This window comes from Pseudoalteromonas sp. JSTW (assembly GCF_013423925.1).
GTDB lineage: Bacteria > Pseudomonadota > Gammaproteobacteria > Enterobacterales > Alteromonadaceae > Pseudoalteromonas > Pseudoalteromonas lipolytica.
The window spans coordinates 2165672-2185474 of the sequence record NZ_CP058972.1 but is presented as its reverse complement, the minus strand read 5'-3'; the positions used below and the strand labels follow the sequence as shown (position 1 = coordinate 2185474).

The 19803-nt window shown below is 40.8% G+C and carries 21 protein-coding genes; 16 read left to right on the top strand and 5 right to left on the bottom strand.

The features are described from left to right. Positions 1-10: 10 nt before the first annotated feature. From GZH31_RS09965 to GZH31_RS09950, 4 genes are read left to right on the top strand one after another with little or no spacing between them, the layout of a single operon-like run. On the top strand, positions 11-415 hold the full coding sequence (locus GZH31_RS09965) for a biopolymer transporter ExbD (protein WP_036967540.1): 405 nt from the start codon (positions 11-13) through the stop codon (positions 413-415). Continuing rightward, entirely contained in the window at positions 415-1032 is a 618-nt protein-coding gene (locus GZH31_RS09960; RefSeq protein ID WP_036967542.1) for an energy transducer TonB, read from the top strand. Before GZH31_RS09965 ends, GZH31_RS09960 begins: the two co-directional genes overlap by 1 nt. 11 nt (positions 1033-1043) lie before the next feature. Then, a complete protein-coding gene (locus GZH31_RS09955) occupies positions 1044-2303 on the top strand; it encodes a lipopolysaccharide assembly protein LapB (protein ID WP_036967545.1) in 1260 nt (419 codons plus the stop codon). Positions 2304-2359: 56 nt separating this feature from the next. Further along, positions 2360-3364: a hypothetical protein gene (locus GZH31_RS09950; protein WP_180310924.1), complete on the top strand. Its 1005-nt coding sequence runs from the start codon at positions 2360-2362 to the stop codon at positions 3362-3364. A 26-nt stretch (positions 3365-3390) separates the two neighbouring features. On the opposite strand, the gene GZH31_RS09945 is transcribed toward GZH31_RS09950, so the two are convergent. Further along, on the bottom strand, positions 3391-3726 hold the full coding sequence (locus tag GZH31_RS09945) for a TraR/DksA C4-type zinc finger protein (RefSeq protein WP_036967551.1): 336 nt from the start codon (positions 3724-3726) through the stop codon (positions 3391-3393). Between the two features lie 51 nt (positions 3727-3777). Next, positions 3778-4755, bottom strand: a complete 978-nt coding sequence (locus GZH31_RS09940) for a tRNA-dihydrouridine synthase (protein WP_065978731.1) — start codon at positions 4753-4755, stop codon at positions 3778-3780. A 172-nt stretch (positions 4756-4927) separates the two neighbouring features. Here GZH31_RS09940 and GZH31_RS09935 point away from each other — a divergent pair, with 172 nt between their 5' ends. The 10 genes from GZH31_RS09935 to adk all read left to right on the top strand — a co-directional run bounded on the left by GZH31_RS09935 (position 4928) and on the right by adk (position 14370). After that, on the top strand, positions 4928-5515 hold the full coding sequence (locus GZH31_RS09935; RefSeq protein ID WP_065978714.1) for a hypothetical protein: 588 nt from the start codon (positions 4928-4930) through the stop codon (positions 5513-5515). 54 nt (positions 5516-5569) lie between these two features. After that, positions 5570-6433 (top strand): DUF692 domain-containing protein, encoded by an 864-nt coding sequence (locus GZH31_RS09930; RefSeq protein ID WP_036967556.1) that lies wholly within the window; start codon positions 5570-5572, stop codon positions 6431-6433. Positions 6434-6461: 28 nt separating this feature from the next. Continuing rightward, positions 6462-7184 (top strand): DUF2063 domain-containing protein, encoded by a 723-nt coding sequence (locus GZH31_RS09925; protein WP_180311638.1) that lies wholly within the window; start codon positions 6462-6464, stop codon positions 7182-7184. Positions 7185-7270: 86 nt separating this feature from the next. Then, entirely contained in the window at positions 7271-7393 is a 123-nt protein-coding gene (locus GZH31_RS20005; protein ID WP_256213662.1) for a hypothetical protein, read from the top strand. Between the two features lie 137 nt (positions 7394-7530). Continuing rightward, on the top strand, positions 7531-8076 hold the full coding sequence (gene apt / locus GZH31_RS09920; protein ID WP_036967559.1) for an adenine phosphoribosyltransferase: 546 nt from the start codon (positions 7531-7533) through the stop codon (positions 8074-8076). 3 nt (positions 8077-8079) lie between these two features. Beyond that, positions 8080-10467 carry a DNA polymerase III subunit gamma/tau gene (gene dnaX / locus GZH31_RS09915; protein WP_180310923.1) on the top strand — a complete coding sequence of 796 codons (2388 nt, stop codon included), beginning with the start codon at positions 8080-8082 and terminating at the stop codon, positions 10465-10467. A 59-nt stretch (positions 10468-10526) separates the two neighbouring features. Next, on the top strand, positions 10527-10853 hold the full coding sequence (locus tag GZH31_RS09910) for a YbaB/EbfC family nucleoid-associated protein (protein WP_036967566.1): 327 nt from the start codon (positions 10527-10529) through the stop codon (positions 10851-10853). Positions 10854-10863: 10 nt separating this feature from the next. After that, positions 10864-11472, top strand: coding sequence for a recombination mediator RecR (recR, locus tag GZH31_RS09905; protein WP_036967569.1), 609 nt, complete (start codon positions 10864-10866; stop codon positions 11470-11472). 159 nt (positions 11473-11631) lie between these two features. Further along, complete coding sequence (gene htpG / locus GZH31_RS09900; RefSeq protein ID WP_180310922.1) at positions 11632-13545, top strand: molecular chaperone HtpG; 1914 nt, start codon at positions 11632-11634, stop codon at positions 13543-13545. A 180-nt stretch (positions 13546-13725) separates the two neighbouring features. Beyond that, positions 13726-14370, top strand: a complete 645-nt coding sequence (gene adk / locus GZH31_RS09895; RefSeq protein ID WP_036967590.1) for an adenylate kinase — start codon at positions 13726-13728, stop codon at positions 14368-14370. 64 nt (positions 14371-14434) lie between these two features. Here adk and tpx read toward each other — a convergent pair whose 3' ends face one another. Continuing rightward, complete coding sequence (tpx, locus tag GZH31_RS09890; RefSeq protein WP_065978729.1) at positions 14435-15016, bottom strand: thiol peroxidase; 582 nt, start codon at positions 15014-15016, stop codon at positions 14435-14437. A gap of 207 nt (positions 15017-15223) precedes the next feature. Between tpx and GZH31_RS09885 the strand changes: the two genes are divergently transcribed. Together GZH31_RS09885 and GZH31_RS09880 are read left to right on the top strand one after the other, a co-directional pair. Continuing rightward, positions 15224-16228: a response regulator gene (locus tag GZH31_RS09885; protein WP_036967595.1), complete on the top strand. Its 1005-nt coding sequence runs from the start codon at positions 15224-15226 to the stop codon at positions 16226-16228. A 3-nt stretch (positions 16229-16231) separates the two neighbouring features. Then, positions 16232-17197, top strand: coding sequence for a diguanylate cyclase (locus tag GZH31_RS09880; protein ID WP_036967597.1), 966 nt, complete (start codon positions 16232-16234; stop codon positions 17195-17197). Positions 17198-17400: 203 nt separating this feature from the next. On the opposite strand, the gene GZH31_RS09875 is transcribed toward GZH31_RS09880, so the two are convergent. Beyond that, positions 17401-18282, bottom strand: coding sequence for a universal stress protein (locus tag GZH31_RS09875; protein ID WP_118844414.1), 882 nt, complete (start codon positions 18280-18282; stop codon positions 17401-17403). Positions 18283-18287: 5 nt separating this feature from the next. Next, the gene (locus GZH31_RS09870; RefSeq protein ID WP_036967604.1) at positions 18288-19802 is read right to left on the bottom strand and encodes a SpoVR family protein; all 1515 of its coding nucleotides are present in this window, start codon (positions 19800-19802) and stop codon (positions 18288-18290) included. Between the last annotated feature and the right edge of the window lies 1 nt (position 19803).

Genomic DNA, 19803 nt, shown 5'->3' with positions numbered 1-19803 from the left:
AGAATTAAATATGGCACGTAAACAACGTTTTCGTGAAGAAGAAGAAGCAGCGGTTGACATGACGCCAATGCTTGACATCGTATTTATCATGCTTATTTTCTTTATCGTAACTACATCGTTCGTTAAAGAGGCTGGTATCGAAGTCAATAAACCTAAGGCAGCCCAAGCTACGAAGCAAAAAAATGCAAATATTTTTGTTGCTATTCGTGCTGACGGTGCGATCTGGATTGATAAACAACAAGTAGACGTTGAACGTGTTTCAGCTAAACTTGAAAGTTTATTAGCAGAACAACCTACTGAAGTTGTAATTTTGCAAGCTGATAAAGAAGCAAAACACGGCGTAGTAGTTAAAGTTATGGACCAGATCAAAGCGACGGGTGATAACCTTAAAATTTCAATAGCTGGAGATCAGTAATGATTCGTTTTCTGTTTTCACTGATTGCAGGTGGGGCAGTTACTTTCGGCTTGTTCTACTTCATGGCGTACCTCATCTCCGGTGGAGCTGATCGTGCGACTGAACAAAAAGAACAGATTGTAGTCGAAATTATGACGAATCCGCCTGAATCTAAGGTGCAGGAGAGGAAGCGTGTTCCGCCTCCGCCTCCGCCACCGCCAAAGCAGCCGCCTAAGCCGCAGCCGCCTCAGCCGGAAAACAGCAACCCTAACACTGGTGGTTTGTCATTTAATATGCCAAGCATCGATGTGGGTGGCACAGCTGGAGGCCTAAGTGGTCCAGGTGCATTTGGACGTGATGGTGATGCGACACCTATCGTTCGTATTGAACCAAAATACCCTACGCAAGCAGCGCGTGACGGTAAAGAAGGTTGGGTTCAACTTTCATTTACTATCAATGAAGTAGGTGGTGTAGAAGATGTTGAAGTGATCGATGCTGATCCAAAACGTATCTTTGACCGCGAAGCTAAACGTGCACTTCGTAAGTGGAAATACCGTCCGAAAATCATCGATGGTAAACCACAAAAACAATTTGGTCTTCAAGTACAACTAGACTTTAAACTTAACCAAGGCAACTAAGGAGGCGAGTAATGAGAAATTTATCTAAAGTAACAGCACTTGCGCTTCTTATGACTCTTTCAGGTGTGGTTTTCACTGCACCTGCTTTAGCAGCGCCAGATTACGCGAAGATTGAAGCGCGTAAAAAAGCAAAAACTAAAGTAATGGGTGAGCGCGTTGGTAAGAAAGTTATTAAAGCATTCGACCTGTACAATGAAGAGAAGCTTGATGAAGCGATTGCATTACTTAAAGAAATTGATCCATCGGATGAGTTTGATAAGGCAACTGTTGATCGCTACCTAGGTCAAATGTACGCTCAAAAAGAGCAGTACAAACTGGCTATTAAGCATGTCGCAGCGGCGGTGAAACCTGATGTATTAAACTTTGCTGACCAATCGCAAGGCTTAAAACTATTAGGTGACATGTACGCGGGTACTGAGCAATACGCAAAAGCAAAAGATGCGTATTACGCTTGGATGGACTTCACAGGTGAAGAAGACGACAAAGTTTACACTCGTATTGCGCAAGCAAACTATGAGTTAAAACAGTTTAACGACGTTCTTCCAGCTGCAAACAAAGCAATCAAATTGGCGGAGGAGCCTTCTAAAGCTTCTTACCAATTAAAGCTAGCTGCCTATTTTGAACTTAAACAGTACAAAAACATGGTAGAAGTAGCGGAAGAGATTGTTCGTGTTTGGCCTGAAGACAAAAAAGCCTGGGTTGGTTTAGGTAAATACTACCTTCAAACTGAAGACTTCAAGAAAGGTCTAGCGACCATGGAAGTTGCCTATAAAAATGGCTATTTTGAAAACGAAGTTGAATACAAAGTACTTTCTAACTTTTACTCGTTAAACGAAATTCCTTACAAAGCAGCTATTGTGCTTGAAAAGGCAATTAACGAAGAAAAAGTGGTTCGTAACAAGCAAAATATCAGTGCAGTGGCATCTAACTATCACCGCTCAAAAGATATTGAGAAAGCAGCTAAGTACTATGAAGAAGCGGCTAAATTTGATGACGATGCAGAGCTTTATCGCAAAGCAGGTTCATTACTTTTACAATCGCAAAATTATGGTGCAGCCGTTGTTCGTTTGAACAAGGCATTAGAGTTAGGTTCTGATAAAACGGGATCTATCTATACAGACTTAGCTGAAGCTTATTACTACCAAGAAAAGTATAAGCAAGCGTATGCTGCTATTACAAAAGCAATGGATGATCCGCGCACGCGCAAATTTGCGAAGAGCTGGTCGACCTACATCAAAGATAAAGCCGCTCGCAACGGTGTAAAAATCTAATTGATGTTGTTTTAAAATAAAAAGCCCCTCTGGGGCTTTTTTTATGGAATTTTATTATGATAAGACAGATCGTTTTGTTGTTATTAGTCAGTGTCATGTTATCTGCTTGCAGTGAGCAAAGTGATCGCTTTAGCACGTATACCGAAGGACAACAGCAAATTGGCAATATAAATAATCTTTTATCAACCCAGCTAGACAATGGTGGCAAAACATATTGGCCATTTTCTGAAGCGTACTTACAGGCTCGTCATCTTGCTTACCAAGGCTTAGCAAATGTTGAGTTGAGTGATTCACAGCAAGCGCAGTTAAATTATTTAATTATTGCGCAGCGATATCCAGAACGATTTTTTGTATGGCCCGTACAGCGTGATGTGATAAGTAATGCTATAAAGCAAGATGATTACACACCGGAAGCGCTCTGCAAGTGGATAGAGCGAGTAGAAACAAAACTCATAGAGGCTGAGCAAAGTAATTTAAGGCTTAATAAGCTTGAGCTAAAGTTGTTACGCAGTATGGTGATATCTCACCTCGATAATAATAATGAAAATGTCGTGATGGCACTAACGAAGCTTAATCAATATTTAGCGCAATACAAGCCTCGAACAAAGCTGGGGTTAGTTGGGCTTGCGAATGGTAAGGATTGGTATCAAAGTAAACTTAATTATTTTGCCAATACAACAAAGCCACCCTTGTCTTGGTTAAGTGAGATTCAGCATTTACTAAAAGAAAAGCCCACAGTCGATTTGTCATCACCTGTTTTTTCATCACATAACAAGCCACTCGTGTTGCAGTATTTAGAGGACGGCGATTTACATGCTGGGCTTGACTGGCAATTAGATTTCATTGATGTCAAACAAAGTAAACGTCAATTGAATCAAGATGAACAATACTTTTGGTCTGTAATGATGGAAACCGATTTAGGGATTCATTATCACACTTGGAATGAGCAACAAGCACGGGTAAATTTAATGAAGCGTTTAAGTGTTAATCAGCAGCAGGCTGATTGGCTAATCGAAGATATTGTACTTTATCCTGCAATGAGCTTTATTTTTGCGCGTTAACTAGGTTATCTATTCAACACTGCGCTTTAAGGAGCGCAGTGTCGGCAGCGTTGGCTTGCAGGGTCTGCAATTAAACGCTCATTATCAATTTTTTCCTCACAGTCACAGCAATAACCATATTGACCAATATCAATTTGGCACAGTGCTGCTTCGAGTTTTTCTAACCGAGATATCAATATTTGAAATTCGGGTCCGAGATTATTCGCTGTCATTTCTAACCAAACAGAAGGCGGGTTATCCTTAAGTTGCGAGAGTAGTAGCTGATGGTGACCTTGATTAGAACTAGCCAACATATCAAGTAAACGTTGTCTAACCTGCGCCAGTTCCGCAGATAGCTTTGTTTGGATTTCAGTATTGTTCATCGCGTTTGTTCCAAGTGGGCAATACTTTAATTATCCAACAAAAGCGATCCATTAGTTATGATTTGCATCAAAACTAGGCGCTTTGGCATACTTTCTTAGTACATTTGCAACGTCATCTTTCGCTTTTAAACGTCTAATTTCATCAAAAAGTGTATGTGCTTGTGGGTATTGGCGTTTCAGATAACCAAGCCACTGCTTGGTGCGAGAAGCAAAATATTTTTCACACTTACTCTCGTCTTGGTGCATTGATGAGTGAATAATGTGGTAAATAACATGTTCCCATTGCAGTGGAGTATATGTTTCATTGTTTACATGCGCTTTAATTTGCATTGCAAGATCTGGCATTGCCAAGGCGCCTCTGCCAAGCATTAAGTTTTGACATTGACTACGAATCTGGCACAGCATTGCGTCTTCGACTTGCCATATTTCACCATTAGCCACTACAGCAATATCTTTATTTTTAATTAATGGCGGGATTTTTTCCCAGTATGCAGGAGGGTTGTAGCCATCACGTTTTGTTCTTGCATGGATAGCGAGGCTAGATGCACCCGCGCTGACTACCGCATCAACGATTTCTTGGCTATTACTATCATCATCAAAACCCAGTCTAATTTTAGCGCTTACTTGATGTTTGCTATCTACAGCATCGCGAACCGTTTTAATGATGTCGTACATATGCTCCGGATCTTTCAATAGTACTGCGCCGCCTTTACTTTTATTGACCGTTTTTGCGGGGCAACCAAAATTTAGGTCAATACCGTGTGAGCCTAAGCTAATCGCCTTTACAGCATTTTCAGCTAATGCATCTGCAACTTGGCCAAGTAGCTGAATTCTCACTGGTGTTCCAGCACGGGTGTAGCCATCTGTTTTTAATTCAGGGCAGTAGCGATGAAATACACGTTCTGGAAGTGTTGCATCAACAACACGCACAAATTCAGTCACGCATAAATCAAACCCACCTATGTCAGTAAGAAGCTGTCTCATTTTAAAATCGACAACGCCTTCCATTGGTGCTAAAACTAGTTGCATAATACCATTAAACTTAATGAAAAATTGGACGCGTATTTTACCTGCAATTAGCAACTTGATAAATCGTAATTTGCTTTGTAGGGCGATTTACTAAAATAATTGCATAAATATGAAATTAATTTTTAATCGTCGGGTCTTGTTTAATATACCTTATAAAAAAGAGAGTCATCGTATGAACACAGTTAAGAAAAACTCAATTGCATTAACATTAGGCGCCGTTGTTGTGGGTGCATCAAGCTTTGTAGCCACAGATGTAAATGCAAACCCATTTGAGTTCCAACAAATGCAAGCGGGTTACCAGCTTGATGCTGCTGAAGGCAAATGTGGCGAAGGTAAATGCGGTGCCGAGAAAAAGGCAGAAAAAGAAGGCAAATGCGGCGAAGGTAAATGCGGTGCCGAGAAAAAGGCTGAAAAAGAAGGTAAGTGCGGCGAAGGTAAATGCGGCGCTGACAAAAAAGCAGCCAAAGAAGGTAAGTGTGGCGAAGGTAAGTGCGGCGCTGACAAAATGGCATCTAAAAAAGCAGCCAAAGAAGGCAAGTGCGGTGAAGGAAAATGCGGCGCTGACAAAATGGCATCTAAAAAAGCAGCCAAAGAAGGCAAGTGCGGTGAAGGAAAATGCGGCGCTGACAAAATGACATCTAAAAAAGCAGCCAAAGAAGGCAAGTGTGGCGAAGGTAAATGTGGCGCTGACAAAAAGGAATCTAAAAAAGCTGCTAAAGAAGGTAAATGTGGTGAAGGTAAGTGTGGTTCAAACCACTAAGCTTTTACTTAGCGAGTAAAAGGGCCATTTAGGCCCTTTTTAGTAGGAGATGATATGTCATTTGAATCGACCTTGGATTTTGGCCAAATTGGTTTAGGACTTCGACGTGAAATGCTTGATGATATGCTCGCAGATGTCCCAAAGCCAATTGATTTTTTAGAAGTGGCACCAGAAAACTGGTTGAAGCTAGGCGGTCGTTTTGCTAAACAGTTTAAGCAACTTACAGAGCAACATGCATTTATTTGTCATGGTTTATCGTTATCAATCGGCTCACCCGCTGCGCTGGATGTCGAGTTTGTAAAATCATTAAAAGCCTTTTTTAAAGAGCATAACATACGCTTGTTTAGTGAACATTTAAGCTATTGTTCGGGAGAGGGTCATATGTATGATTTAATGCCAATTCCTTTTACTGAAGAAGCTATTAAACATGTTGTTTCACGTATTAAACAGGTTCAAGATATTTTAGAGCAGACTATCGCTATCGAAAATGTGTCGTACTATGCGGCTCCAGGCCAAGAAATGACGGAGCTTGAATTCACAAAAGCGATACTTGAAGAAGCAGATTGCCAACTCTTACTCGATGTTAATAATATCTATGTAAACTCAATAAATCATGGCTACGATGCAACGCATTTTTTAATGGGCTTGCCTAGCCATCGAATAGCGTATGGACATGTTGCGGGGCATTATACTGAAGCTGAGGATTTATTAGTCGACACGCATGGCTCACCCGTTATAGACCCTGTTTGGCAGCTGCTAGAAAAGGCGTATGATGTGCACGGTGTGTTTCCAACACTGCTTGAGCGTGACTTTAATATACCGCCAATGAATGAGCTTCTTGCTGAGCTGGCAATTATTAATAACTTACAACGAGCAGCTTTAAAAACAAATCAACCAACGGTGAAACAAAGTGCCTAGTCATTTTATTGAAGTCCAACAGCAATTTATGGCGCATATCCGTGATCCTGCTCACAACGCAAAACCAGCTGATGTTGAAGAGCGACGAATGGCGATTTATCGTGACTTATTTTTCAATAATGTTGATGGTTTTGTAAGTTCAGCATTTCCTGTTTTAAAAAGTTTGTATAAAGAAGATGATTGGCAACAAAGAGTGCGGCAGTTTTTTAGTAAACATGATTGCAGTTCCCCGTTTTTTTTAGACATTGCAGGAGAGTTTTTACAGTTTCTTGCTGGCAGCTACACAAAGCAAAAAAACGATCCGCCATTTATCCTCGAATTAGCCCATTATGAATGGGTTGAACTCGATGTATCGGTGTCACATCAAGGTAGTCATGAAATAAATTTAGAAGCTAACCAAGTTGCGCGTGCAGGTTTATATTTAACCAGTTTGGCTCGTAATTTAAGTTATCTTTACCCAGTACATACAATCAGTCAGGATCATCAACCTACAGTGCCTGCCAGCGAACCCTATTATTTTGTTGTGTATCGCGATAACAACGATGAGGTACAATTTCTCTCAACAAATGCAATGACCGCTTTATTGTTAAGTATTATCGAATCACAACCCGGTATTGATTTAGCTGAGGTATGTCAGCAGGTTGCAAAACATGTTCCACAATTTACATTAGAACAGCTGTATCAAGGAGCATTAAGTACACTGAGTTCAATGGCTGAACGAGGCGTCATTGTCACTCAGCGAGCACCTTAAAAAACAGCATAAACGCTTTATTGATGTAAGCACTTCGACTATTATGTGCGCTTTGTTTTATCGTGCTTAATAGAAAGGTAGTAATTATGTCGAATGATAAAGACTTTAAAGATCCGTTCAACGCAACGTATTTTATTGCGTTCCTAGCAGTGTTTGCTGGTATTGGTTGCCTTAACGCTATCCTAGGCTGGATCACCGCTTTATCTTAATATGCGTATGCAAATTTAAGACATCAGGCTGCAATGCAGCCTTTTTTGTGCTTATTTCAAAACTTGCTACCGACTTTTAAATAAGGCGATGTTATACTCGCAAGCTTTGTTATATTAACTATTGAGCAGTATAAATTATGACTCAAGCAACTTCAGCGCTCATTAAACAGAGCATTGCAACTATCGCTGATTACCCTAAGCCAGGTATTATGTTTCGTGACGTAACAACCTTAATGGCAAACGCAGACGCTTTTAAAGCAACAATTGATAGCTTTATTTCTGCGTACAAAGATCAAGGATTTACTAAAATCATTGGTACAGAATCACGTGGCTTTATTTTTGGTGCACCCCTATCTTATGCGCTGGGTATTCCGTTTATTCCTGTGCGTAAACCAGGCAAGCTTCCGCGTGAAGTCATTTCGCAAAATTACCAATTAGAGTATGGTGAAGATACACTTGAACTTCATACTGATGCTATCGTTGCAGGTGATAAAGTGTTATTAGTAGATGACCTACTCGCGACAGGCGGCACAATTGAAGCAACGGCTAAACTTGTTGCTAAATTAGGTGGTCATGCAACCGATGCTGCTTTCGTTGTTTCATTACCAGAGCTTGGTGGAGAGCAGCGTGTTGCACAAATGGGCATTAAAATTCTAAAGTTGGTTGAATTCGAAGGCGAATAATTAATGAGTTATCAGGTTCTAGCAAGGAAATGGCGACCACAAACCTTTCACGAGTTAGTGGGACAGTCTCATGTTAAGCAAGCGTTAGTTAATGCATTAACACAAAACAGACTTCATCATGCTTATCTCTTTACTGGAACCCGTGGGGTGGGTAAAACAACCATCGCACGTATATTTGCTAAAAGTCTAAACTGCGATAAAGGAATTTCTGCAGAACCTTGTGGTCAATGCTCAAGCTGTACCGACATTGAAGCGGGTCGCTATATTGATTTATTAGAAATCGATGCTGCATCGCGTACCAAGGTAGAAGACACCCGTGAAATCCTTGATAACGTGCAATATGCACCAACGCGAGGTCGTTATAAGGTTTACCTTATCGATGAAGTTCACATGCTTTCAAAGCACAGTTTCAATGCGCTACTTAAAACATTGGAAGAGCCGCCAGAGCATGTGAAATTTTTATTAGCCACGACCGATCCACAAAAACTGCCAGTGACAATTCTATCGCGCTGTTTACAGTTTAATTTAAACGCGTTATCACAATCAGAAATTCATGATCAACTTGCTCATGTTCTTAATCAAGAACAATTAAGCTTTGATGATAAATCGTTGTCTATCCTTGCTAAAGCCGCCGATGGCAGTATGCGAGACGCCTTAAGCTTAACCGATCAGGCTATTGCTCAGACAAACGGTAATATTAATCATCAAGCTGTTCAAACCATGCTTGGTTTGATGGATACACATTACAGTCAAACCATGTTAGCAGCCGTTTTATGCCAAGATGGTGATGCACTTCTGGCCGAAGTGAAAGCGGTTGTCAGTCGAAACCCAAATTTTGTCGCCTTATTGGATGATTTAATTGCACTTACTCACCTTATTCAGCTTGTGCAATTAGTCCCCAGTGCCGCTGCACTTGATGAGACTAACCGAGACTTTATTGAGCAGGTTGCACAAACAACCGATGCTCAACAAATGCAAGTGTATTACCAGTTGCTGTTAAATGGTAAAAAAGATTTGCAATGGGCACCGGATGCAAAACTAGGGTTTGAAATGATCATGTTGCGTTTGTTGGCATTCCAACCGACACAATTTGCGCAAAGCCAAACACCGACAAATAGTCAACAGCAGGTGAAACCAAGTGGTGCAGGTGCACTACGTGATATCTTAAAAAAATCATCAGCTCAGCGTGAACAAGCAGCATCCGAGCAAACGTCTACGGCAGTAAACCAAGCACCTTTGCAGCCACAGCCAATAAAAGCCGAGCCTACGGTTACACAAGCGGCAGCACCACAGATTGACCTAAAACCTGAACAAAAAGTCGATAATACAGCTGAGCAGTCACAACAACCTAGTCAATCTTTTGATACGTTAGGGAGTTCTGATAAACAGTCAGCGGCTTCTTTGTATCAACAAAATAGTACCGATACGCCTGATATGCCAGCGACAGAATACTATGATGATTACGATGCTCAAATGGACTCATCGCTTGCAGCGCAATATGATGATGTGATGAGTAGCGCTTATGATCAGGGTTTTATTGCTAACGAGCCAGATGTGCAACCACTGCCGCAGGCAGAGCAAACAGCGCCTGTGCAATTACAACAGCAGCAAAGCTTGGCTCAATCGGCAATTGCACGTATTTTAAAAGATCGTAATATTTCTGGTGCAGGGCGTTTAAGCGGTGCTGCAAGTCAAACTGACATAAAGCCAGAGCCCGCGGAATCGACAGTACATGAGCCAACGCAACATGGTTCAGCATCAACGAATTTTCAACCTCAGCAGCAAACAGTGGCTGCTGATGTAAAAAAGCCAAGCCCCCAGCCGACGGGGGAGAGCAGTCATAAAGTAAAAAAAGTCGACTTTAAAGCAAAGCATCAAACCATAACAGAAAATTTAGCCCCTGAGTTGCTTGAGCAGATTAATCCACAAAAAGCACCGGAGCCTGTAGCAGAAGAGCCTAGTATTCCTGTTCCTGATGATTTTGAAAGCCCGATCAGCAGTATTAAATTTGCACACGAACAAGATGAATGGGCTTATTTAATAAAACGTATGGGACTAGGTGGGCGTATGCGTCAATTTGCGCTACATTCTATTTTCACAAAGAATGATCGTCAGCTTCATATTGAAGTCGACTCTTCACAACGTCACCTCGACAGCGCCGTACTAAGACAAAAGCTCAACGCAGCGTTAAGCGAGATTTATGGCCATAATGTAGAGCTCAATATCGACTTTGCAGATGGGGTGATAGATTCGCCTTATTTGATTCAGCAAAAGATTGATGCAGGCCGTCATCAACAAGCAATAGATGTAATAAATAGCGATGAGAACATTGTGCAATTTCAACAATTATTTAGCGCAATAATCGACGAAAACAGTATTCAGGCATTGTAATTACACACAATAGCCCTTATCTTCATGCCAATTAAAGTAGTTTAGAAAGAGAGACAGTTATGTTTAAAGGTGGAATGGGTAACATGATGAAGCAAGCGCAGCAAATGCAAGAGCGCATGCAAAAAGCCCAAGAAGAAATCGCAAACCTAGAAGTTGTAGGTGAAGCAGGTGCAGGCCTAGTTAAAGTAACGATGCTAGGTAACCACAATGTACGTCGTGTAGAGCTTGACGAAAGCCTAATGGAAGACGACAAAGATATGATCGAAGATTTACTTGCAGCAGCATGTAATGACGCTGTACGCCGTGTTGCCGAAGAAACACAAGAGCGCATGAGCAAAGTAACTGGCGGTATGCAATTACCACCAGGTATGAAAATGCCATTCTAAGTGAACATTTATGCAACTATCGCCTAGTTTAACACAGTTAATTGAAGCACTGCGCTGCCAACCGGGTATTGGCCCGAAGTCAGCACAGCGTATTGCTTTTCATTTACTTGAACGCGACCGCCAAGGGGGTAAACAACTTGGCCACGCACTCACAAAAGCAATGGATGAAGTAGGGCACTGTCAGTCTTGTCGTACCTTCACAGAGCAGCCTGTGTGCGATATTTGTTCAAGTGTTAAACGCCAAGATAGTGGTTTATTGTGTGTGGTTGAATCGCCAACCGATGTACTTGCTATTGAACAAACCGGACAATATCAAGGGCTTTACTTCGTTTTAATGGGTCACTTGTCACCAATTGATGGCATAGGCCCCAAAGAAATCGGCCTTGATATCCTAGAAAGTAAACTGCAAAACGGCGGCATTAATGAGGTGATCCTCGCAACCAACCCAAGTGTTGAAGGTGAAACCACAGCCCATTATATTGCAGAGCTTTGTCACAAATACCAAGTGAATGCTTCACGCATTGCTCACGGTGTGCCAGTTGGTGGTGAGCTTGACTTGCTTGATGGCATGACCCTAATGCATGCCTTTAGCGGGCGACGCGCAGTAAATCAAAACTAATACCCAAAACGGTATCAAAAGCCTGCTTAATGCAGGCTTTTTTGTGTTTTATCTCCAATTTACCTGCAAATTTAATTTTTTGCCTTGAAGTTCCTAAAGCCTGCCCCATATATGAGTCATAGTGCAGATAAGACACTTTGTTAATTGGAGATTTACACAATGACTGCAGCACAAAAAGAAACATTAGGCTTTCAAACAGAAGTCAAACAACTATTAAACCTGATGATTCATTCTCTTTATTCTAATAAAGAGATTTTCCTACGTGAACTCGTATCAAACGCGTCAGATGCGGCAGATAAATTACGTTTCCTTGCGCTTTCAAATGGCGATTTATATGAAAACGATGCCGACTTAAAAGTACGTATCAGTGCCGATAAAGATGCAAACACAGTGACTATTACTGATAACGGTATCGGTATGAGCCGTGAAGATGTAATTAACTCATTAGGTACGATTGCAAAATCAGGCACGGCAGAGTTTTTTCAAAACTTAACGGGTGACCAAAGCAAAGATTCACAATTAATTGGTCAATTCGGTGTAGGCTTTTACTCAGCATTTATCGTTGCGGATAAAGTAACGGTACGCACCCGTAAAGCCGGTGAGAGCCAAGGTATTGAATGGCAATCAGCTGGTGAAGGCGAATACACGCTACAAGAAATTGATAAGCCAACCCGTGGTACTGAAATTATTCTTCATTTACGTGAAGACGAAAAAGAATTTGCTGATGAATATCGCTTACGCAGTATCGTTACTAAATACTCTGACCATATTTCAATTCCTGTTGAAATGTACAAAGCAGAAGTACCAGAATCTGAAGGTCCTGATGGCGAGAAAATCCCAGCACAACCAGGCGAATGGGAAGGTATTAACCGCGCAACGGCACTGTGGACTCGCGACAAGTCAGAAGTAACAGACGAAGAATACAAAGAATTCTATAAACATATTGGTCATGATTGGGAAGAGCCATTAAGCTGGGCGCATAACAAGGTTGAAGGTAAAACTGAATACACAAGCTTGTTATACATCCCGAAAAAAGCACCATTCGATTTATGGAATCGTGACCGTCAAACAGGTTTAAAACTGTATGTGCAACGCGTTTTCATTATGGATGATGCTGAGCAATTTATGCCAAGCTACCTGCGTTTTGTGAAAGGTCTACTTGATTCAAATGACTTACCACTTAACGTATCGCGTGAAATCTTACAAGATAACAAAGTGACACAAGCAATCCGTAAAGGGTGTACATCGCGTGTCCTTAAAATGCTTGAGCGCATGGCTAAAAACCGTGAAGAAGATTATCAAACGTTCTGGAACGAGTTTGGTCAAGTGTTAAAAGAAGGCCCAGCAGAAGACACGGCAAACAAAGAAGTTATTGCTAAGTTGCTGCGTTTCTCTTCAACACACACAGACGAAAGCACACAAAATGTATCGCTTGATCAATACATTGAGCGTATGAAGCCAGAACAAGATAAGATCTACTACGTGGTTGCTGATTCATTTGCTGCGGCAAAAAATTCACCGCACCTAGAAATCTTCCGTAAGAAAGGCATTGAAGTATTGCTACTAAGTGACCGTGTTGATGAGTGGATGATGAGCTACCTAACAGAGTTCAACGAAAAATCATTCCAGTCAATCACTCGTGGTGACTTAGACCTTGGCAACATGGATGATGAAGAAACCAAAAAAGCGCAAGAAGAGTCAGAAAAAGAAGTGGCAGGCTTAGTTGAACGTATTAAGACAGCCCTGGGTGATAGTGTTAAAGATGTACGCTTTACGCACCGTTTAACCGACTCGCCTGCCTGTGTTGTTGCTGATGAGCATGACATGAGCTCGCAAATGCAAAAACTAATGGAATCAGTAGGTCAAACAGTGCCTGAGCAAAAGCCAATTTTTGAGCTTAATCCAGAGCACCAACTTGTGAAGCATTTAAATGTTGAACAAGATGAAGACAAGTTTACTCAGTGGTCACATGTCCTACTTGACCAAGCATTACTGGCTGAGCGCGGTACCTTAAAAGACCCTGCTGGCTTTGTAACTCGCTTGAATAAACTAATGCTAGATTTAAGCAAGTAAGCGTTTTTACAGTTTGAATTAGAAAAGGAAGCCCAGCTTCCTTTTTTATTGCCGCTAATATAGGCAATTGGTATAAGTTACTTGAGGTATAGCCTCAGTTGTGGAAGAATTCAGGCTCTAAAAACAAAACTCCACTGATCGACCATAATTAAAGATTAGTATCACACAGAGGACAATGATATGCGCATTATTCTTTTGGGCGCGCCGGGTGCAGGTAAAGGTACTCAAGCTCAGTTTTTGATGGACAAATACGGTATTCCACAAATTTCTACGGGCGATATGCTGCGTGCAGCAATCAAAGAAGGTACACCGCTTGGTCTTGAAGCTAAAAAAGTAATGGATGCAGGTCAATTAGTATCTGATGAAATCATTATTGGTCTTGTTAAAGAGCGTATTGCAAAGCCTGATTGTGAAAAAGGTTTCTTGCTAGATGGTTTCCCACGTACTATTCCTCAAGCTGATGCAATGAAAGAAAATGGCGTGGTTGTTGACCATGTTATTGAATTTGATGTTGCTGACGAAATCATCGTTGAGCGCATGGGCGGTCGTCGTGTACACCCAGGTTCTGGCCGTGTATATCATGTTGTTTACAATCCACCAAAAGTAGATGGTAAAGACGATATCACAGGTGAAGACCTTATTATTCGTGATGACGATACTGAAGAAACAGTACGTAAACGTTTAGGTATTTACCACGACCAAACTAAACCACTTGTTGACTATTACCAAGCTGAAGCAAAAGCGGGTAACACTCAGTACCACAAACTGGATGGTACACAAGCTGTTGAAGCAGTAAGCCAACAACTTGGTGAACTACTTGGTTAATCTTAGGATTAACTAAGCAAAAAAACCGCCTGTTGGCGGTTTTTTGTTTTTAGTATCGCTGAGGTTATAGCTTTTTCAGTGCATCAATTGCGCTGTCGTAATCGGGCTCTTTAGAGAGGTTATCGACAAGTTGTTTGTAAACGATTTTGTGTTCCTTATCTAAAACGAACACTGCACGGGTTAATAACCCCATATCCTTAATGATCAAACCATAGTTTTGACCAAAGTCACGCCAAACAGAGTCAGACAATGCCGTGACCTTATCGATATTTTCGGCTTTACAAAAGCGTTTTTGCGCAAAGGGTAAATCAGCACTTAATGTTAGCATTGCAATGCTGGGAAACTCAGAAGCTACTTTTTCATTAAAATGTTTTGTTTGAATACTGCAAACGCCCGTATCAAGGCTTGGCACAACACTTAATAATACGGCTTGCCCTTGATAGTCGTTGAGAGTGACAGGGGTGAAATTACCATCTACGACCTTGAAGTTAGGGGCTTGCTGACCTACTTTAACACCTTGTCCAAGTAATGTGACGGGTTTCGATTGTGCAGAAACTTTGCCAGCATCTAAACTATTTTCTACTAAATCATTGGCATAACTGAATGTACAAACTGCTCCAAGAGCAAACATAAGAGGGCGTAACAACATTACTTCATTCCTTCAAATTAACGCATTTAACATCAGTGTATTATACTGAACCAATAGCTCCAAGGTTTACCACAATTTAAAATTGTAAATAACCTGTAGTTTGATTAACATGTGTGCGTAGTCCGATTTTTGTTTATAAAAATAATAATAAAGTTAGTGCATTTTGTATTAGCTAGTTCAAAAGTGCGTATTTAGAGAGAATATATGTCAACATCGGTATTAGTTTGTGATGATTCAAAATTAGCGCGTAGACAATTAGCGCGCTCTTTACCTGATGATTGGGATATAAAAGTCGAATTTGCTGAAAACGGCATTCACTGTATTGAACAAATTAAGCGTTTACAGCCCGAAATTTTATTTCTTGATTTAAATATGCCCGAAATGGATGGTTATGAAGTGTTGCAAGCCATTCAAGATCAAGGCTTACATGTATTAACCGTTGTCGTCTCGGGCGATATCCAGCCAAATGCGCATCAACGCGTGCTTGAACTTGGCGCAATCGATTTTATTCAGAAACCCTGCTCAGCAGAAAAGCTCGCGAACATTATTGAACATCATGGTATTAAAGACAAAGCCATGCGGGAGCGCTTAGCAAATAAGCTAGGTGAGCAAGTCGACCCCGATGTACGTGACATATACCAAGAACTCACCAATGTTGCTATGGGCCAAGCAGGGGACTTATTAGCACGTTTATTGAATGTGTTTGTAAAGCTTCCAATTCCGAACGTAAATGTACTTGAAGTCAATGAGCTTGATATGGCCTTGCGGTCGATTGATGCCAATGCCTCAACGTCAGGTGTGTGCCAAGGCTTTATTGGCGGTGGCGTGTCGGGTGAAGCGTTATTGCTGTTAAATGATTCGAGTTTTAAAGAAATTGCTTCGTTAATGAATTACGAAGGAGAGCTTAACAATAAAGTTGAGCTTGAACTGTTAATGGATGTCAGTAACATCTTAATAGGCGCTATTTTGAGTGGGCTGTCAAAGCAACTTGATATGCGTTTTAGTCAAGGTCATCCGGTGGTGTTAGGTCAGCATTGTGATGTGTCTGATTTGGTTAAAGCCAATAAATCACGTTGGCAACGAACTCTCGCCATTGAGATCAGTTACGGCATTGAAAATCACAACATTAATTGTGATCTTATGTTGCTGTTTACTGAGGACTCATTAAAAACTTTAAAATATAAAGTAGCTTATTTATTAGAAGACTAAACTATGCCTGCAGCCGATTTTAATATGAATGAACTCCATTGGTTAATGGATATGTTTAATACCGTTGATGTAGGCCTTGTGGTGCTTGATAGAGACTATAAAGTCTGCATTTGGAATGGTTTTATGGAAAACCATTCGGGTTTATTGCCAAGCGCAGTAAAAGACAAAGACTTATTTGATCTCTTTCCATCAATTGATGAAAAATGGTTTCGTAGTAAGTCTGAATCTGTGTTTATTCTTAATAATCGCTCGTTCACGATTTGGGAGCAGCAACCCTATATTTTCCGTTTTAAAAATTACCGTCCAATTACCGGTAAAGCGGATCATATGTATCAAAATGCTACCTTTATTCCGCTCACCACAACGACCGGCGAAGTATCACATATCTGTATTATTATTTACGATGTGACCGATGAAGCGGTGAATAAAAAAGAACTTGAAGACGTTAATGCGAAGCTCGAACAAATGAGTCGCACTGATGCATTGACACAGCTAACTAATCGCGGATTCTGGGAGCAAAAACTACGTAAAGAATACATGCGTATTTCCAGAAGCGGTGGCTGCAGTACGTTATTAATGTTTGATATCGACCATTTTAAAACCGTTAACGATGAGCATGGGCATCGTGCTGGTGATGAAGCACTGCGTCATATTGCTGATTTATTGAGAAAAACATTACGTGAAACTGATTTAGCAGGCCGTTATGGTGGTGAAGAATTTGCCGTAACTTTGCTTGATACGGATCATGAAGGTGCAATGATCTTTGCAGAGCGTTTACGTGCTCTTATTGAAAATTCGTCAATTTATTTTGGTGATAAACAAATTAAACTCACGGTGAGTATTGGCTTTGCGTGCTCTGATGAGAAAAAGTTTGAGCGTTATGAAAAGTGGATTGAAGCAGCTGATCAAGCCTTATACCACTCTAAACAAAATGGCCGTAATAAAGTGACGGCTTATTCAGACTTATGACACCAATTGCAAAACAAGACTTAATCTTTTTGAGGCATTAAACCTGTCGCTACCTGCGTTAAAAATGTCTGATTTACGACTGCATGGATGTATGCGCAATTGCCGAGAACATCTAAATAACGACATTTTTGCCGTGTTATCAACGCGGTTTTATTGCCTCAAAATAGACCACCTAATTAAGCTAATTGATATTAAGTCTGGCTTTAGTTATCGAAAGGAGGGATCACTAAAATATCCGTTTTTAGTAATTTCATAACCTTTTCTGCTGTATTACCAATAAGATGCCCTTTAATTCCTGTATTACCCACCGTACCCATTATTACAAGGTCTGCACTGAGTTTTGCGGCGATACTGGGGATCACTTGCTCGACGATACCTGCCTTAATTTCTAGCTTTTCTTTGAGGTTATATGACTCAATCAGTGCGCGTTGGGCACTGGGGAGTTTTTCATAAGCATTAATAACTTGCTCATCAGAAAAAACTAACCCCAAATCGCGTAAAAAGGGCGATACATGCACGGTATAACAAGCAAAAAAATCACTTTCATAATCAGCGGCATACGCTAGACCCATTTTTATCATTGCTTCGTTAAGACGATATTTAGTGGCTTTCTCACTGCCTAAGTCGAGCGCAGCGAGCACATTAGTATTGTTTTTCCACTTGTTATCAGCAGCTAAATAAAGCGGTAGGGGACTGAAGCGTATAAGCTGCCAATCAAGCTCACTAAACTGTGTTTCTGCATCAATATGACGCGTTTTAATCACAAGCTCGTACGCTGACGTATCAAGCTCATTAGCAAGCCACTGCTCAGGACTTTCATGCCAAAGCGTTTGGAATGTGTAGCTACCTTGCTCTAAATGGCTGTCAATTAAAGGTGATAGTGTGTCACGAATTTTACCTAATTCTTTATCCTGAATAGCAAGTGCTTCTTCGGGTGGAATCGAAAATAAAATACTGTTGGTATCTTCATAGCTAAATGCGACGATATCAATATGCCTAACCCCCTTCGCTTTTTGTTTGGCGTGAAGTATCGAGGTTTTGGCATCGGCGATAGCGTCGATGATGACCAGTATTTTTTTATCCATGTGATCTACTCTGTTGTGTGTCGTGCATCACTTTTTGGGCATTCACCAAGTAGTGAAATTTCACCGGTTGAAGATTCTTGTTCCAGTTTTACCTTAAACCCCCATAACCTGTAAAGGTGTTTCAGCACTTCATCTTTTGAGCCAGCTAACGGAATGTTTTTATGAGGTACATAGCGTAAGGTTAGAGAACGATCTCCTCTAATATCAACATTATAGATTTGTATATTGGGTTCATGATTACTTAAGTTATATTGTGCAGATAACGTTTCACGTACTTGTTGATAGCCCACTTCGTCATGTATCGCGCCGACATTAAGGGTTGGCTCTTTTTCATGATCAATAATAGTAAATAGCTTGAAGTCACGGATAATTTTAGGTGATAAAAACTGGCTAATAAAGCTCTCATCTTTAAAGTTTTGCATGGCAAAATGCAGGGTTTCTAGCCAATCGGCTCCAGCATATTCAGGGAACCACTTTTTATCTTCATCAGTGGGATTTTCACAAATTCGGCGAATATCAACCATCATATTAAAGCCCAATGCATAGGGATTAATACCAGAATAATAATTGCTGTTATAAGGCGGCTGATAAACCACATTGGTATGACTTTGTAAAAACTCGAGCATAAAGGCATCGGTGAGTTTTCCCTCATCATACAAGTGGTTTAAAATCGTATAATGCCAAAACGTTGCCCAACCTTCATTCATCACCTGCGTTTGCTTTTGGGGGTAAAAGTATTGTGAAATTTTTCGCACAATACGGATTACTTCACGTTGCCATGATTCAAGTAGCGGGGCATTTTTCTCTATAAAATACAGAATATTTTCTTGTGGTTCCTCAGGAAATCGACGCTCGTGTTTTTTCGACTCTTGTTGAGATGTTGGAATAGTTCGCCATAATTCATTCACCTGCGATTGCAGATAATCTTCGCGTTCTTGTTGACGCTTTTGCTCTTCATACAGCGAAATTCTTTGCGGGCGCTTATAACGGTCAACCCCATAGTTCATTAAGGCATGACAAGAGTCGATAAGGTTTTCTACCTCATTAATACCGTACTTCTCTTCACAGCGCGCAATATAATTTTTCGCAAATAATAAGTAGTCGATAATAGAACCTGCATCGGTCCAGGTTTTAAATAAGTAATTACCTTTAAAAAATGAGTTGTGGCCATAGCACGCGTGCGCCATCACGAGAGCTTGCATTGGCAAGGTGTTTTCTTCCATTAGGTAAGCAATGCAGGGGTCTGAATTTATAACAATTTCGTACGCTAACCCCATTTGCCCGCGTTTATAATTTTGCTCTGTTTGAATAAACTTTTTACCGTATGACCAATGACTATAACCGATAGGCATGCCTACGCTTGAGTAAGCATCCATCATTTGTTCAGCAGTGATCACTTCTATTTGATTCGGGTAAGTATCGAGCTTATAGATCTTTGCGACTCGCTCAATTTCACTTTGGTACTGTGCTAATAAATCAAACGTCCAATCAGGTCCGTCACTAATACGTTTATCGGCCATA